The organism is Stenotrophomonas rhizophila, from assembly GCF_003651185.1.
Lineage (GTDB): Bacteria > Pseudomonadota > Gammaproteobacteria > Xanthomonadales > Xanthomonadaceae > Stenotrophomonas > Stenotrophomonas maltophilia_Z.
Map to the genome: position 1 here is coordinate 1,923,419 of NZ_RCDC01000004.1, position 14,622 is coordinate 1,938,040.

Below are 14,622 nucleotides of genomic sequence, written 5' to 3' on the forward strand. Positions count from 1 at the left end.
CGTGCGCTCAGCCGTAGCCGCCGTGTACCGGATTGTGGCGACGCACCGCCATCACCAGCCCGAAGCCGGCCAACAGCGAGACCGCCGAGGTACCGCCGTAACTGATCAACGGCATCGGCACGCCGACCACCGGCAGCAGGCCGGAAATCATGCCGCCGTTGACCAGCACGTAGACGAAGAACGCCAGCCCGGTCGCGCCGGCCAGCAGCCGCGAATAGGTATCGCGCGACTGCGAGGCGATCCACAGGCAACGCCCGATCACCACCAGGTACAGTGCCAGCACGATCGCCACGCCGATCCACCCGAACTCCTCGCTGAGCACGGAGAAGGCGAAGTCGGTGGTCTGCTCGGGAATGAAGTTCAGGTGCGACTGCGAGCCCTGCCCCCAGCCCTTGCCATCGAAGCCACCCGAGCCGATCGCGATCTTGGACTGGATGATGTTCCAGCCCGCGCCGAGCGCGTCGCTTTCCGGATCCATGAACATCATGATGCGGTCCTTCTGGTACGGCCGCAGCAGCCAGAACCAGGCCACCGGCGCGGCCGCGGCCACACCGCCGACCGCCACGCCTACCCACCACCAGGGCAGGCCGGCCAGCAGCAGCACGAACGCGCCGCTGGCAGCGATCAGCACACCGGTGCCGAAATCCGGCTGCAGCATCACCAGCCCGGTCGGCACGCCGATGATCACCGCACTGGTCAGCACGGTGGAGAAGCGCGGCGGCAGCGGCATGCGGTGCAGATACCAGGCCACCATCATCGGCAGGCTGACCTTGAGCAGCTCGGCCGGCTGCAGGTAGAACACTTTCAGATCCAGCCACTGGCGGCCGTACTTGCCGGTGCCCAGCACGAACACGGCCAGCAACGGGATCATCGAGACTGCGTAGATCAGCGGCGTGGCCGAACGGATGCGCAGGATCGAGATCCGCGAGATCGCCCACATCGCGCCCAGGCCAACCGCGAAGCGCGCCCCCTGGGCGAACACCAGGCCGTCGCCTCCGGCGCTCTTGAGTACGGCCAGGCCCATCAGCATCAGCGCGGCCAGGGCCAGGCACAGCACCCAGTCCAGCGAACTGCTGAAGCGGACGGCCATGTCGACCGCCCAGCGCAGGAAGACCTTCATCGTGGCCGCTCCGGTGCGGTCGGGGGTGGAGTGGCACTGGGGACGGGTGCAGCGGGGTCCGGCGCGGGCGCAGGCGCAGGCAGGCCCACCACCACCGGCATCAACTCCAGCGCAGCCACGGCGGCATCGCCCGCCTCGCGCACGGCGCCATCGCCGCCATCGAAGGCGGTGATGCCGATCGCGGTGGTACCGCGCTCGCTGTCCAGCGGCTCCAGGCCGTCGGGCATCTTGCCCAGCAGCCAGGCATCGAAAATCTTGCGTGCGATCGGTGCAGCGGCCGAGCCACCGTAACCGCCGCCTTCGACCGCGATCGCCACGGCGATCACCGGATGGTCGGCCGGCGCGAAACCCACGAACAGCGCGCGATGGCGCAGATGCAGCGGCAGGCTGCGCGGATTGACCGCCGCCGTACCGCGCCGGCTGATCACCTGTGCGGTACCGGTCTTGCCCGCCATCACGTACGGCGCGCCCGCGGCTGCCCGCGCGCCGCTGCCGCCCGGCTGCATGGTGCCCATCATGCCCTCGCGCACCGCCTGCAGATTGCCCGGCGTAGGGCTGATCGGCTTGCTCTCGCCCGGCGGCGTCGCCGTCCAGTCGGCATCGAAACCGGCGCGCTGCTGCATCACCAGGTGCGGCTGGCGCAGCTGGCCATCGGCGATGCCCGCCACGCCATGCACCAGCTGCAGCGGGGTGACCTTCCAGTCGCCCTGGCCGATGCTGACATTGACCGTATCACCGGGATACCAGCGCTCTTTGCGTGCCTTGAACTTGGCCGCCGGCGAGGGCAGGATGCCGCCGATCTCGCCGGTCAGATCGATGCCGGTCGGTGCGCCGAACCCGTAGTAGCCCATGTAGTGGTCGAAGCGATCGATGCCCAGATCCAGCGCCAGCCTGTAGTAGTACGTGTTGACCGACTGGGTGATCGACTTGCGCAGATCGGTCCAGCCATGGCCGCCACGGTTGGCATCGCCCCAGCCGCGCGAGGTGCCCGGCAGATAGAACATGCCGGTGGACAGGATCTTGTCTTCGGGCTTGCGCACGCCACTGTCCAGGCCGGCCAGGCCGATCAGCGGCTTGATCGTCGAACCCGGCGCGACGCCACCCAGGACCAGGCGGTTGAACTGCGGCCGCGAGGGATTGTCGTTGAGCGCCTTGAAATCGGCATGCGAGATGCCGTTGACGAACAGGTTGGGGTCGTAGGACGGCAGGCTGACCATCGCCAGCACTTCGCCGGTGCGCGGGTCCATCGCCACCGCCGCACCTTCAAACTCGCCGAAGGCGGCGACCATCGCGCGCTGCAGATCGGCATCGATGGACAGCCGTAGATCGCTGCCCGACTGCGCCGCGACCCGGCCGATGGTGCGGATCGCGCGGCCCTGCACGTTGGTTTCGACCTGCTCGTAGCCGACCTTGCCGCGCAGCTGCTGCTCGTAATAGCGCTCCAGCCCGGACTTGCCGATATGGGTCAGCGCGGCATTGCCCTCGCCCAGCATCTCCAGATCCTTGTCATCGACCCGGCCGACGTAGCCGATGATGTGCGCGAACAGATCGCCGTACGGGTAGCGGCGGGTCAGGTACGGCTCCAGCTCCACGCCGGGGAAGCGCCAGCGGTCCACCGCGAAGCGCGCCATCTCCTCATCGGTGACACGCAGCTTCAGCGTGACCGGCAGGAAACTGCGACGTGCCTTGCGCGACTTGTTGAAGGTCTCGATATCTTCCGGGCTCAGCGCGAGGATCTTGGACAGGCCCGCCAGCGTGGCGTCCATGTCCTTGACCTTGTCCGGGGTGATGTCCAGGCGGAACGCCGGCACGTTTTCGGCCAGCAGCCGGCCGTTGCGGTCGTAGATCATCCCGCGCCCCGGCACCACCGGCCGCGGCTTGATCCGGTTGGCCTCCGAGCGCGTGGCGTAGATGTCGTGGTCCATCACCTGCAGCTTGAAGTACCACCCTCCCAGGCCGAACAGGCATACCAGTACACCGAGGAAGCCCAGCGCGGCACGGCGCCGGAACTGTTCTGCCTCGGCATGCGGATTCTTGGCCTGGCGGCGCATGTACATGTCAGCGCCCGCGTCGCCCGAAACGCAGCGCATCCAGCAGCACGAACACCAGCGGCCACAGCGCCATGCCCAGCAGCGGGGCCCACCAGTACGACCACGGCAGGGTCGGCTCGCCGACCACGATGTGCACCACCGCGCTGACGATGCGGTCGTTGAACAGCAGGCCACCGATCGCCAGGATCTGCTGGGACATCGGGAAGAAGCGGATCCGCGCGCGGAAGCGCTGCAGGATGAAGGTCAGGATCACCAGCCGCAGCGCCTGCTCGCCGAGCACGCCGCCGTAGAGCAGATCGGCGATCACGCCGCTGGCGAAGGCGATGCCCAGCCCGACCCGGTCCGGTGTTTCGATCACCCAGTAGGCCAGCACCAGTGCCAGCCAGTAAGGACGCAGCGGCTGCAGCAGCGCCGGAAGCGGCAACAGGCCCAGCAGCAGCGCCACGACCAGACTCACCGGCAGCACCCAGGGTTTGTCGCGCAGGCGGCTCATCGTTGTTCCTCCGGCGGCGCGGCGCCGGTTTCAGGCGCGGGCGCAGGCGAGGCTGCGGGGCGACGCGGAGTCACCGGTACCGGCGCGGATGGACCGGGCCGGTTGGCCTGCGGTGCATTGGCGGGCGCCGTCGCAGGTGCCGTGGAGCCCGGGGATGAACCCGCCGGGGTGGCACTGGCCGGCGCTGCGGTGCCTGCCGGCGCGCCGGCCTGCAGCGGCAGCGCGGCCGGGCCACCGGCTTCGCCCGCATCACGGCGCAGGTTCGGCGGAATGCGGATCGCCTCGCCCGGGCGCAGCAGCAGCACATCGCGGCCACGGTCGAGCTGGGCGGCCGGCTTCAGCACACCGACCAGGAAGGCGTGGGTGTCATCCGGGCGCAGCGCGGTGATGCTGCCGACCGGGAAGCCGGCCGGGAAGCGCCCGCCCAACCCCGAGGTGACGATCTCATCGCCCACTTCCACCCCGGCACTGAGCGGAATGTCGCGCAGTTCCAGGGTGTCGCCGCGGCCGTAGACGATCAGGCGCACGCCGTTGCGGGCCACGGTGACGGGCACGGCATGGTCGGGATCGGTGAGCAGCAGGACGGTCGCGCTGTTGCCGGTGGTGGCGATCACCTGGCCCATCAGGCCACCGGCATCGATCACCGCCTGGCCGACATGCACGCCATCGCGGGTGCCGGCCGCCAGCACCAGGCGCTGGCGCACCGGGTCCAGGTCGATATCCAGGATCGGCGCGAGCTGCACATCCAGGCCACTGCGCTCGGCCACGTTGAGCAGTTCGCGCAGCTGGGCGTTGTCCAGCGCGGCGGTCTGCAGCCGGGTCAGGCGCGCATTGGCGATCAGCAACTGGTTGCGCAGCTCGCGGTTCTCGGTGACGAGCTGGCCGTGGCTGGCCGCGTTGTCCTTGACCTGGGTGCCGAGCCGTCCCGGCAGACCGGCCAATGCCCATACCGGCTGCACCAGCACGTTGGCCTGCGCGCGCAGGCGCGACAGCCAGCCGGCCTGGTCATCAAGCACGATCAGGGTGATGGCCAACGCCAGGTAAGCGAGCAGGCGCAGCGGACTGGCGGCATCGCCCTGGCGGGAGGCTACGGGAGGACCGGCGTAAGGCGGCACAGGCGTCGACTGGAAATAGTGTGGATGAAGCGCGCGGAACAAGAGCGCAGCGGGAACAGCATGCGACAACGCCCCGGCGAGGTGACGCCCGGCAAGCGAAGCTTGCTGGAGGCATCACGCCGCAGAGGCGCGTCTACGATACACGGCCGGTACGGCTTACTCCGGCGCAAAGAACTCGTTGCCGTGCATGTCCACCAGCTCCAGCGCACGACCACCACCGCGGGCCACGCAGGTCAGCGGGTCATCGGCCACCTGCACGTGCAGGCCGGTCTCCTCGGAGATCAGGCGGTCCATGTCACGCAGCAGGGCGCCACCACCGGTCAGCACGATGCCGCGCTCGGCGACGTCGGCGCACAGTTCCGGCGGGGTCTGCTCCAGCGCCAGCTTGACCGCGCTGACGATGCCCGAGAGCGGCTCATGCAGGGCTTCAAGCACTTCGTTGGAGTTGATCTTGATCATCTTCGGCACGCCCTCGGCGAGGTTGCGGCCGGAGATTTCCATCTCGATCACTTCCGCCTGCGGGTAGGCGCAGCCCAGCTCGACCTTGATCCGCTCGGCGGTCGCTTCACCGATCAGCATGCCGTGGTTGCGGCGCACGTAGTTGGTGATCGATTCGTCGAAGCGGTCGCCGCCGATACGCACGGAGGCCGAGTAGACGATGCCGTTGAGCGAGATCACCGCCACTTCGGTGGTGCCGCCGCCGATGTCGATGACCATCGAGCCGCGCGCTTCGGTGACCGGCATGCCGGCGCCGATCGCAGCGGCCATGGGCTCTTCGATCAGGAACACATCACGCGCACCGGCCTCCTCGGCCGATTCCTTGATCGCGCGGCGCTCGACCTGGGTCGAGCCGGCCGGCACGCAGACCAGCACGCGCGGGCTCGGGCGCAGGAAGCGCGACTTGTGGACCTTCTTGATGAAGTGCTTGAGCATCGCCTCGGTGTAGGTGAAGTCGGCGATGACGCCATCCTTCATCGGGCGGATGGTGGTGATATGGCCCGGGGTACGGCCGAGCATCTGCTTGGCCTCGGCGCCCACGGCAGCCACGGAACGGGTACCACCGATGGCACGGTCCTGGCGCACGGCCACGACCGACGGCTCGTTCAGCACGATCCCCTGCCCACGCACGTAGATGAGGGTGTTGGCCGTGCCCAGGTCGATGGACAGGTCATTGGAGAACATGCCACGCAGTTTCTTGAACATCTGGGAGTTGATCCTGAGGGGTGTCGCGCCCAACGCGGGATGGCGAAAAAATGGGCAGAATTCGAGGCCGACAAGCCTAGCAATCCCCCTGTGCGCGAGCAAGGACAAATCTGGCCGAAAGCCAGCCTTCACGGCCATTCAGGCCAATCCGGACAGCCCGGGTTCTGGCCCAAAGCCGCCCTACCCGTTAACCTTTGCGCCGCAGGGCGCCGCAGGGCGCCGTTTCGTTGCCCGCCCAACGGGCCTCAAACCCCCTTCCGCATAGGCCTTACTCGATGTCCGCTTTGATCTGTGGTTCTCTTGCCTTCGACACCATCATGGTGTTCCCGGACCAGTTCAAGAATCACATCCTGCCGGACAAGGTGCACATCCTGAATGTGTCGTTCCTGGTGCCGCGCATGCGTCGTGAATTCGGCGGTTGCGCCGGCAACATCGCCTACAACCTGTACCTGCTGGGTGGCGAGCCGATCCCGATGGGCACGGTGGGTTCGGATTTCGGCCCGTACCGCGAGTACTTCCAGGGCCTGGGCATCGACCTGAGCCGGGTCAAGGTGATCGATGAACTGTTCACCCCGCAGGCGTTCATCACCACCGATCACGACAACAACCAGATCACCGCCTTCCACCCGGGCGCGATGATGCGGTCCTACGAGAACCACGTGAAAGACGTGCCGGGCGTGACCCTGGGCCTGGTCGGCCCGGATGGGCGCGAGGGCATGATCCAGAACTCGCAGGAATTCTTCGAGGCCGGCGTGCCGTTCATCTTCGACCCGGGCCAGGCCATGCCGCTGTTCAACGGCCCGGAGCTGCGCACCTTCATCGAGCAGGCCGACTACGTCGTCGTCAACGACTACGAATCCAACCTGCTGCAGGAGCGCACCGGCTGGGATGAAAAAGCGATCGTGAGCCGGGTCAAGGCCTACATCACCACCCGTGGCCCCAAGGGCGCGGTCATCCACACCCCGGAAAAGACCTATGACATCCCGCCGGCGCACGAGCGCCGCGTGGTCGATCCGACCGGCTGTGGCGATGCGTTCCGCGCCGGCCTGATCTACGGCATCGAGAAGGGCTACGACTGGCTGACCATCGGCCGCATGGGCAACCTGATGGGCGCGCTGAAGGTCGAGCACCCGGGCACCCAGAACCAGCGCTTCACGTTCGATGAGTTCAATGAGCAGTTCAAGCAGCAGTTTGGTTACGCGTTAACCGCGTAACCAAACTGCCCGCGCATTCCACCTGATCCCCGCGCCTTCGGCGCGCCCCCTTGAGACGACTGCGCCTGTGGCGCAACCGTCCCGCGCATTCCACCTGATCCCCGCGCCGCTGGCGCGCCCCCTTGAGACGACTGCGCCTGCGGCGCAACCGTCCCGCGCATCCCACCTCATCCCCGCGCCGTTGGCGCGCCCCCTTGAACACCAAGGGGGCTCTCCACCAGACGGGGATCGGGGGGATGAGGGTAGAGCCAGGCCATGCCTGGCTGCTTTCCGGCTCCATCGCCCGCGGATCATGCGGCAGGCACTTGCCGCTGCAGTCAGGCCGAAACCCGGCTCTCTTCCCATGTCGCCAGCACCTGCCCGCAATCGGCCAGGTGCCAGCAGGCCATGCCCGGCCAAGGGTTGTCCGGGGTGTTGACCAGCAACGTGCGGGTGCCGGCGGCACGGCCGCATTCCAGGTCGAAGCGATGGTCGCCGACCATCACCATCTGGGCGGGAACGGCCTGCCAGCGCGCAACGAAGTACTGCAGCCCGGCCGGTGATGGCTTGGGCTCGGCTTCGTCACGGCCGATGATGTCATCGGTGGCGAACACCCCCCCGACACCGATCGCCTGCAGGGTCACCTCGGCGAGTTCGCGCGCGTTGCGGGTCAGGATGCCCAGCCGGCAGCCCGCGGCGTGCAGGGTGCGTACCAGGGCCACCGCGCCGGGGGCGGCCTGTGCCTGCTCGGCCAGCGTACGTTCGTGTGCGAGCAGCCACGCATGCTTGGCCGCGGCCTCCTCGGCAGGCAGCGCGGCCAGATGGGTGAGGATGTCATCGTCCGGTGGAATCGCGAGGTCACGCTTGATGCGCTGGAAATCGTGCACCGCCACGGTCAGCGTGCCGTCCAGGTCAAACACCCAGTGACGGATCGCCGGCAGGCCCCTCACTGCCACCACGACGGCATGCGGCTGGCATCCACACCACCGGTTTCGAACACGGCCGTGCGCGTGCCACCGGCCTTGACCGGGAACTCGATGCTGATCACCTTGGCCTTGCGCGCCAGGTTCCACAGCGCTTTCTGGTCGGTGATGAACATCGCGATCGCTTCATCGGTATCCGGGCGCCAGGCGGCCATGGAGACCGGCTTGCCATCGTCGACGGTCACCTTGACCTGGCACTTCGGGCAGCGGAAATCGCCGGCCTGCAGCACGAGGTACGCATGGCGCTTCCATTCGGGATGATCGCGGAACACCAGCTGCACCGGCTTGGCACCGCTGCCATCCACGTCCACGCGCTCCTTGCTGTAGATCTGCGCCGAGGACTGGATGCCCTTGGTGCCGACCGGGATCTGGTTGTACTGCCACAGGGCCTGCAGACGGCGCGTTTCGCGCGCGGCCTCGGCCTTGGCCTTGACCTCGGCGTAGCCCGGTTCGATCCGGGCGGCGACGTCGGTGTCCTTGTACTGGTCCAGCAGCGAGCCACCGTGGATGCGGGCACGTTCCCAATCCTGCGCGGCGACCGCCATGTCGTACTGCTTGGCTACGCCTTCGGCCTTTTCTTCCTGCTGCGCCTTGGCGGCGGCCGCAGCGGCCTGCTGCGCCTGGCGCTCGGCTTCGGGGTTGCTGCACGCTGCCAGCGCAAAGGCGCAGGCCGCTACCAGGATCAGTCGCTTCATTGGGTGCTCCGTGTTGGACGATGGCGCGCAAGGCGCCTGCGCCTACTTTATCGCCAAGCGGCGCACGCCGGTGTGGCACCGATGGGCAGCGATTTCACTCCGTGCTCGGCTGTCCTTCGCGCCACCAGTGGGTGGACGGTGCCGGTGCGCGGATATCCAGACGTTCGCCCATGTGCGGCGCGGTCAGGGGCACGCCCTGTTCCTGCGCCAGCGTGGTGATGCGCTCGAACGGTTCCGTCCATGGGTGCAGGGCCAGATCGAAGGTGCCGTTGTGGATCGGCATCATCACCTTGCCGCGCACGTCCAGGTGCGCCTGCAGGCTCTGTTCGGGCTGCATGTGCACGTCCGGCCAATCCTCGCCGTAGGCCCCGGTTTCGATCATGGTCAGATCGAACGGGCCATAGCGCTCACCGATCCGGGCGAAGCCGTCGAAATAGCCGGTGTCACCGCTGAAGAAAATCCGGGTACGCCCGGTGTCGATCACCCACGAGGCCCACAGCGTCCGGTTGCCGTCGGCCAGGGTGCGGCCGGAGAAGTGCTGGGCCGGCGTCGCGACGATCTTCAGGCCTTCCACGCGGGTGTCCTGCCACCAGTCCAGCTGCACGACCTTCGCCGCCGGCACGCCCCACGCGATCAGGCGGTCGCCCACGCCGAGGGCGGTGACGAAGTGCTGCACCTTGGGCGCCAGCGCCTGGATCGCGTCGTGATCGAGGTGGTCGTAATGGTCATGCGAGACGATCACGCCGGTGATCGGCGGCAGTTCGTCGATGGTGAGCGGGGGCGCATGGAAGCGCTTGGGGCCCATGAACGACATCGGCGAGGCACGCTCGGAGAACACCGGGTCGGTCAGCCAGAAGTGGCCGTCCAGCTTCATCAGCATCGTCGAATGCCCCAACCGCCACAGGCTGTCGTCCGGTGCCTCGAGCAGGGCTTGGCGGGTCAGCGCCTGCACCGGGATCGGCGCCAGCGGGCTGGCATCGGCCGGCTTGTTGAACAGGAAACGCCACATCACCCCGACGGTGCGGAAGAAGCCGAGGTCGGTCTTGCCGGTGGGGTTGTGGAAGCGGCCGTCGCCGAATTGCGGCGACTGGTCATAGGCGGCCGCCGGGCGGGCACCGCAGGTCAACAGGCCAATGGACATGGCGATCAACACCGTCAGAAGGAGGAGGACACGAGGCAGGCGACGTTTCATGCGGGGCTTGCCCTGGAAAGTACACCGGCGAGTTTACTTGCCTTTTCCGAAAAGTAAACTGAACGGTGTAAAATAATCCGCATGACCGCCCCCGACCGCCCCAGCCGCCTCACCGACCGTAAACGCGAGGCCATCCTCCGCGCCGCGGTGGCCGAGTTCCGCGAATTCGGTTTCGCCGGCACCAGCATGGATCGCATCGCGGCCACGGCCGAGGTGTCCAAGCGCACCGTGTACAACCACTTCGCCAGCAAGGACGAGTTGTTCGCCGCGATCCTGTGGCAGCTGTTCGAAGCCAGCCAGGCGCTGGATGTCGTGCCGTACGATCCGGCGCAGTCGCTGCGCGAGCAGCTGCTGGTCTTCGCGCAGCGGAAGATGCGCCTGCTCGACGACCCCGGCTTCATCGATCTCTCCCGGGTCGCGATGGCCGAACTGGTCCATGCCCCCGAGCGCGCGCGCGCGATGATGGACAAGCTGGCCGAGAAGGAAGAAGGCCTGACCGGCTGGATCCGCGCGGCCCAGGCCGATGGCCGGCTGCGCACGGACATGCCGCCGGCCGAGGCTGCGCACCAGTTGCAGGCGATGCTCAAGGCCTTTGCGTTCTGGCCGCAGATCACCTTCGGCCAGCCACCGCTGGCGCCGGCGCAGCAGCAGCAGGTGATGCACGATTGCGTGGACATGTTCCTGGCGGTGCGCGCGGTGTGACATAGGCTTCCACGCAAAGAAGCATGCCTTATCCAGTCGCGGAGGCTAGTTGGTCGGGCTCGGCTCGCGGTACGCAGGCAGGCATAAAAAAACGGCGGGTTTCCCCGCCGTTTTTCGTTCAACCGATGCGTCGGGCGATTACGGCTTGGCCGTGCCCGCCTCGGCCTTGTCCAGCATGTCCTGCACCGAGCCCGTGGTGATCGGGTGGTAGCCCGGCTTGGCCTTGGCGAAGGCCGCCTTGGCGAAGGCCAGGCCTTCCGGCGTCTTCACCAGTTCGGCGTAGATCGGCATGATCAGCTTGCGACGGCCAACGCGCTCGATGAACGCGCCGGCGGCGTCGTTCGCTTCGCTGTAGCCGCTGCGGATCGTCAACGGATACCAGCGCATCGCGATCTCGCCGTTGGCAGTACCGGTGAAGTGGTAGGCCTTGTCCAGCGCGGCCAGCTTCTCCACCGGCAGGGTCTTGCCCAGGCCGTCGATGAAGTGCACCCATTCCTGGGTGCCCCACTCGCCGGTGATCTGTGCGTTGGGCAGCGTGTTGCTGCCCTGCCAGGCGATGCGGGCGGTATCGACGATGGAGAAGTTGCGCGAGCGGGCCTTGGTCGCGAACGTCGGAATGCCCGGCTCGTCCAGCCATGCCTTCAGCTCGGCGTCGCTGACGGCGCCGGGCTTCTTGGACAGCAGGTTCTTCTTCAGGTACTCGACGAACTGGTCGGTGTTCGCGCTCTGGAAAGCATGGTCATCGAACCAGCCCCGCAGGAACGGATCGAAAGTCTCGCGGCCGAAGCGCTGTTCCAGGAACTGCAGGAACCATGCGCCCTTGACGTAGGCGACCTGGCTCAATGCCTCGTCCGGGTCACGCTCGCTCAGCGGCGGCAGGGCGAGGGCCTGGTCGGCCGCGCTCATGTCCTTCACTTCGGCGAGCAGATCGTTCTGGTCGATCTCGCGCTCCATCTCGGCCATTTCCTGGCCGTACAGCGCCTCGGTGATGCGGCCCTGCACGTAGGTGGTGAAGCCCTCGTTGAGCCAGATGTCCTTCCAGCTGGCGTTGGTCACCAGGTTGCCCGACCAGCTGTGCGCCAGTTCGTGGGCCACCAGCGAGACCAGCGACTTGTCGCCGACGATCACGGTCGGGGTAGCGAAGGTCAGGCGCGGGTTTTCCATGCCACCGAACGGGAACGACGGCGGCAGCACCAGCATGTCGTAGCGGCCCCAACGGTATTCGCCGTAGAGCTTCTCGGCAGCGCCGATCATTTTCTCGGTGTCTTCGAACTCCTTGGCGGCCTTGCCGACCATGGTCGGTTCGGCCCACACGCCGGAGCGGCCGGAGATCGGCTCGAACACCAGGTCGCCGGCGGCGATGGCCAGCAGGTAGGACGGGATCGGCTGCGGCATCTTGAAGGTGTAATCACCATCACGCGCGGCCTTGGGATCGTTGTCGGCGCTCATCAGCACCATCACGTCCGGGCGCGAGACCACGTGCGCGCTGTAGGTGAAGCGCACGCTCGGGGTGTCCTGCAGCGGCACCCAGGAACGGGCGTGGATCGCCTGCGACTGGCTGAACATGAAGGGCAGCTTCTTGCCCTCGGTCATCGACGGCTCCAGCCACTGCAGGCCCGAGGCGGTCGGTGCGGTGTGATAGGTGATCACGACCTTGGCCGGCTGATCCGGGGTCTCGATGCTCAGCTTGCTGCCGAACACCTTGTCGGCCGGCGCCAGCACGAACGGCAGCGGGGCAGCCTTGCCGTCGGCGGCGATCGCCTCGACCTTCTCCACCGTCAGCTCGCGGGTGTCCAGCACCAGCTGCTTGGCGGCCTTGTCCTTCCACTCCAGCGTGTAGGTCGCGGTGCCGCCGATCTGCTTGCTGTCGAAATCCAGCTTCAGGTCCAGCGCGATGTCCTTGACGACGACCTTGTCCGGCTCGGCGTACGAGCTTTCATCGTGGCTGCGGCTGTCGGCTTTCATGGCAGTGCTCGCCGGGGCGGTGGCAGTGGGATCGACGGTCGGAGCCGCCGGTTCTTTGGAACAGCCGGACGCCAGGGCGACGGCCAGGGGAATCAACAGGAACGGAGATCGCATGAACGGGACCGATCAGGGTGAAACGACCAGTTTACCCCCTGTCCCCGGCGCCCGCGCAGGCCATGCGTGCCGGTTCGCGCATTCAGTCCTCGGCGCGCAGCAGGCGCCCGCCCCCGGCGTACTTGGCCCGGTACATCGCCGCATCGGCGCGCCGGTAGGCCTCGCGCAGGTCATCGCCGGGGCGATACCCGGCCGCGCCAGCGCTGGCGCGTACCGGCGGGTCACCGGCACGCGCGGGCGCGGCCAGCTGCGCCAGCCAGCGCGTCACCCGCTCGCCGGCCTCGTTGCCATCGGCGTGCACGGCCAGCAGGAACTCATCACCGCCCCAGCGCCCGATCCAGTCGGGGCCGCGCAGCCACTGTCGCGCGGTCTCCACCAGCCGCACCAGCACCTGGTCGCCGGCCAGATGGCCGTGGGCGTCGTTGATCGGCTTGAGGTTGTCCAGATCGACCACGAACAGGGTCAGCGGACGCGCCTTCTCGCTGGCCCAGGCGGCGGACTCAGCCAGCGCCTGCTCGCAGCCGCGCCGGTTCAGGGCCTGGGTGAGCGGATCGAGCAGCACACTGCGGCGCAGATCACGCAGGCCGGCGTCCACGCCATGCAGATTGCGGTTGATGCTGCGCAGCAGCCGGCCGATCTCATCGTGGCCCAGATCGGGCAGATGCGGCAGGCGCTGCTCGTCGTAGTAGGCCTCCAGTGCATCGGCGGCCTGGCGCAGCGGCGCCATCAGGCGGTACAGCGCCATCATCGCGATCGCCGTGCCGAGCAGCGTGGCCAGCAGCACCACCCCGACCACGGTCCACATCATCCCGCGCTCATAGTGGCCGGTGGCGGCCATCCACAGCAGCAGGACCAGCAGCGGAACGTGCAGGCCAAGGAACACCACCGCCATCAGCTTGGCGGTGAACGAGCGGGGAAACACACGGGCAAGCCCGCGGTACAGACGCATGGCAGGCCCTCTTCGACAGCCTGCGTGCAGTGTGGCCGAGCTCCCTCAGCGGGAACCGGACCTCTGTCTCAAAGTTTGTAGCCGGAGTGAATCGAAACGATGCCACCGGTCAGGTTCTTGTAATGGCAGCGCTCGAAACCGGCCTCGGCCATCATTGTCTTGAGCTGCTCCTGCGGCGGATGCTTGCGGATGCTCTCGGCCAGGTACTGGTAGCTGTCGCCATCCCGCGCGAACAGCTGGCCCAGCTTGGGCAGGATCTTGAACGAGTGGAAATCGTAGATCGGCTTGAACCAGTCGGCGGTGACTTCGGAGAACTCCAGCACGCGCGCCTGGCCACCCGCCTTGAGCACGCGATGCATCTCGCGCAGGCCGGCTTCCTTGTCGGTGACGTTGCGCAGGCCGAAGGCGATCGTGACCAGATCGAAGCTCGCATCCGGGAACGGCAGCGCCTCGGCGTTGCATTGCACGTAGTTCAGGCCTGCAACCAGGCCACGGTTGGTCAGCCGGTCACGGCCGACGGAGAGCATGCCGGCGTTGATATCGCCCAGCACCACTTCACCCTCATCACCCACCCGCTCCTTGATCAGCGCGGCGATATCGCCGGTGCCGCCGGCCAGATCCAGCACGCGGTCGCCCGGCTTCACCTGCGCGGTGGCGACGTAGTAGCGCTTCCACGCCCGGTGGATGCCCAGGCTCATCAGATCGTTCATCAGGTCGTAGCTGCGCGCGACCGAGGTGAACACTTCGCCCACCAGCTTCTGCTTGTCCTTGGCAGCGACATCGCGGAAGCCGAAATGGGTGGTGCCAGTCTTGTAGGGGGATTCGCTCATGGGGACGATTATCGCAC

13 protein-coding genes are annotated in these 14,622 nt (G+C 67.3%); 2 read left to right on the forward strand and 11 right to left on the reverse strand.

Annotated elements, in window-relative coordinates; genetic code table 11:
• Window positions 1–7 precede the first annotated feature (7 nt).
• From rodA to BCL79_RS08525, 5 genes are all read right to left on the reverse strand, one after another.
• Window positions 8–1,120, reverse strand: coding sequence for a rod shape-determining protein RodA (rodA, locus tag BCL79_RS08505; RefSeq protein ID WP_121039906.1), 1,113 nt, complete (start codon window positions 1,118–1,120; stop codon window positions 8–10).
• Window positions 1,117–3,177 (reverse strand): penicillin-binding protein 2, encoded by a 2,061-nt coding sequence (gene mrdA, locus BCL79_RS08510; RefSeq protein ID WP_121039909.1) that lies wholly within the window; start codon window positions 3,175–3,177, stop codon window positions 1,117–1,119. The genes rodA and mrdA overlap by 4 nt, the downstream gene beginning before the upstream one ends.
• 1 nt (window position 3,178) lies before the next feature.
• Window positions 3,179–3,664, reverse strand: a complete 486-nt coding sequence (gene mreD / locus BCL79_RS08515; protein ID WP_019186042.1) for a rod shape-determining protein MreD — start codon at window positions 3,662–3,664, stop codon at window positions 3,179–3,181.
• Entirely contained in the window at window positions 3,661–4,779 is a 1,119-nt protein-coding gene (mreC, locus tag BCL79_RS08520) for a rod shape-determining protein MreC (protein ID WP_121039912.1), read from the reverse strand. The genes mreD and mreC overlap by 4 nt, the downstream gene beginning before the upstream one ends.
• A 156-nt stretch (window positions 4,780–4,935) precedes the next feature.
• Window positions 4,936–5,982 carry a rod shape-determining protein gene (locus BCL79_RS08525; RefSeq protein ID WP_019186044.1) on the reverse strand — a complete coding sequence of 349 codons (1,047 nt, stop codon included), beginning with the start codon at window positions 5,980–5,982 and terminating at the stop codon, window positions 4,936–4,938.
• Between the two features lie 275 nt (window positions 5,983–6,257).
• Between BCL79_RS08525 and BCL79_RS08530 the strand changes: the two genes are divergently transcribed.
• Complete coding sequence (locus BCL79_RS08530) at window positions 6,258–7,196, forward strand: carbohydrate kinase family protein (RefSeq protein WP_121039915.1); 939 nt, start codon at window positions 6,258–6,260, stop codon at window positions 7,194–7,196.
• 317 nt (window positions 7,197–7,513) lie between these two features.
• On the opposite strand, the gene BCL79_RS08535 is transcribed toward BCL79_RS08530, so the two are convergent.
• The 3 genes from BCL79_RS08535 to BCL79_RS08545 form a co-directional block, all read right to left on the reverse strand.
• Window positions 7,514–8,134, reverse strand: a complete 621-nt coding sequence (locus BCL79_RS08535) for an HAD family hydrolase (protein WP_121039918.1) — start codon at window positions 8,132–8,134, stop codon at window positions 7,514–7,516.
• Window positions 8,122–8,853, reverse strand: a complete 732-nt coding sequence (locus BCL79_RS08540) for a hypothetical protein (protein WP_121039921.1) — start codon at window positions 8,851–8,853, stop codon at window positions 8,122–8,124. Before BCL79_RS08540 ends, BCL79_RS08535 begins: the two co-directional genes overlap by 13 nt.
• Before the next feature lie 94 nt (window positions 8,854–8,947).
• Window positions 8,948–10,033 carry an MBL fold metallo-hydrolase gene (locus tag BCL79_RS08545; protein WP_428999452.1) on the reverse strand — a complete coding sequence of 362 codons (1,086 nt, stop codon included), beginning with the start codon at window positions 10,031–10,033 and terminating at the stop codon, window positions 8,948–8,950.
• A 93-nt stretch (window positions 10,034–10,126) separates the two neighbouring features.
• On the opposite strand from BCL79_RS08545, the gene BCL79_RS08550 reads away from it, so the two are divergent.
• Window positions 10,127–10,747 carry a TetR/AcrR family transcriptional regulator gene (locus BCL79_RS08550; protein WP_121039927.1) on the forward strand — a complete coding sequence of 207 codons (621 nt, stop codon included), beginning with the start codon at window positions 10,127–10,129 and terminating at the stop codon, window positions 10,745–10,747.
• Between the two features lie 138 nt (window positions 10,748–10,885).
• Here the strand turns inward: BCL79_RS08550 and BCL79_RS08555 are convergent, their stop codons facing one another.
• From BCL79_RS08555 to ubiE, 3 genes are all read right to left on the reverse strand, one after another.
• Entirely contained in the window at window positions 10,886–12,826 is a 1,941-nt protein-coding gene (locus BCL79_RS08555) for a M1 family metallopeptidase (RefSeq protein WP_121039931.1), read from the reverse strand.
• 82 nt (window positions 12,827–12,908) lie between these two features.
• Window positions 12,909–13,775 (reverse strand): GGDEF domain-containing protein, encoded by an 867-nt coding sequence (locus BCL79_RS08560; protein WP_121039934.1) that lies wholly within the window; start codon window positions 13,773–13,775, stop codon window positions 12,909–12,911.
• 68 nt (window positions 13,776–13,843) lie between these two features.
• Window positions 13,844–14,605 carry a bifunctional demethylmenaquinone methyltransferase/2-methoxy-6-polyprenyl-1,4-benzoquinol methylase UbiE gene (gene ubiE, locus BCL79_RS08565; protein ID WP_121039937.1) on the reverse strand — a complete coding sequence of 254 codons (762 nt, stop codon included), beginning with the start codon at window positions 14,603–14,605 and terminating at the stop codon, window positions 13,844–13,846.
• Window positions 14,606–14,622: the final 17 nt, after the last annotated feature.

What these genes read in the sequence shown, in the direction of transcription:
- rodA (WP_121039906.1), bottom strand. Translation starts at nt 1,120, where the DNA reads ATGAAGGTCTTCCTGCGCTGGGCGGTCGACATGGCCGTCCGCTTCAGC.
- mrdA (WP_121039909.1), bottom strand. Translation starts at nt 3,177, where the DNA reads ATGTACATGCGCCGCCAGGCCAAGAATCCGCATGCCGAGGCAGAACAG.
- mreD (WP_019186042.1), bottom strand. Translation starts at nt 3,664, where the DNA reads ATGAGCCGCCTGCGCGACAAACCCTGGGTGCTGCCGGTGAGTCTGGTC.
- BCL79_RS08525 (WP_019186044.1), bottom strand. Translation starts at nt 5,982, where the DNA reads ATGTTCAAGAAACTGCGTGGCATGTTCTCCAATGACCTGTCCATCGAC.
- BCL79_RS08530 (WP_121039915.1), top strand. Translation starts at nt 6,258, where the DNA reads ATGTCCGCTTTGATCTGTGGTTCTCTTGCCTTCGACACCATCATGGTG.
- BCL79_RS08540 (WP_121039921.1), bottom strand. Translation starts at nt 8,853, where the DNA reads ATGAAGCGACTGATCCTGGTAGCGGCCTGCGCCTTTGCGCTGGCAGCG.
- BCL79_RS08550 (WP_121039927.1), top strand. Translation starts at nt 10,127, where the DNA reads ATGACCGCCCCCGACCGCCCCAGCCGCCTCACCGACCGTAAACGCGAG.
- BCL79_RS08555 (WP_121039931.1), bottom strand. Translation starts at nt 12,826, where the DNA reads ATGCGATCTCCGTTCCTGTTGATTCCCCTGGCCGTCGCCCTGGCGTCC.
- BCL79_RS08560 (WP_121039934.1), bottom strand. Translation starts at nt 13,775, where the DNA reads ATGCGTCTGTACCGCGGGCTTGCCCGTGTGTTTCCCCGCTCGTTCACC.
- ubiE (WP_121039937.1), bottom strand. Translation starts at nt 14,605, where the DNA reads ATGAGCGAATCCCCCTACAAGACTGGCACCACCCATTTCGGCTTCCGC.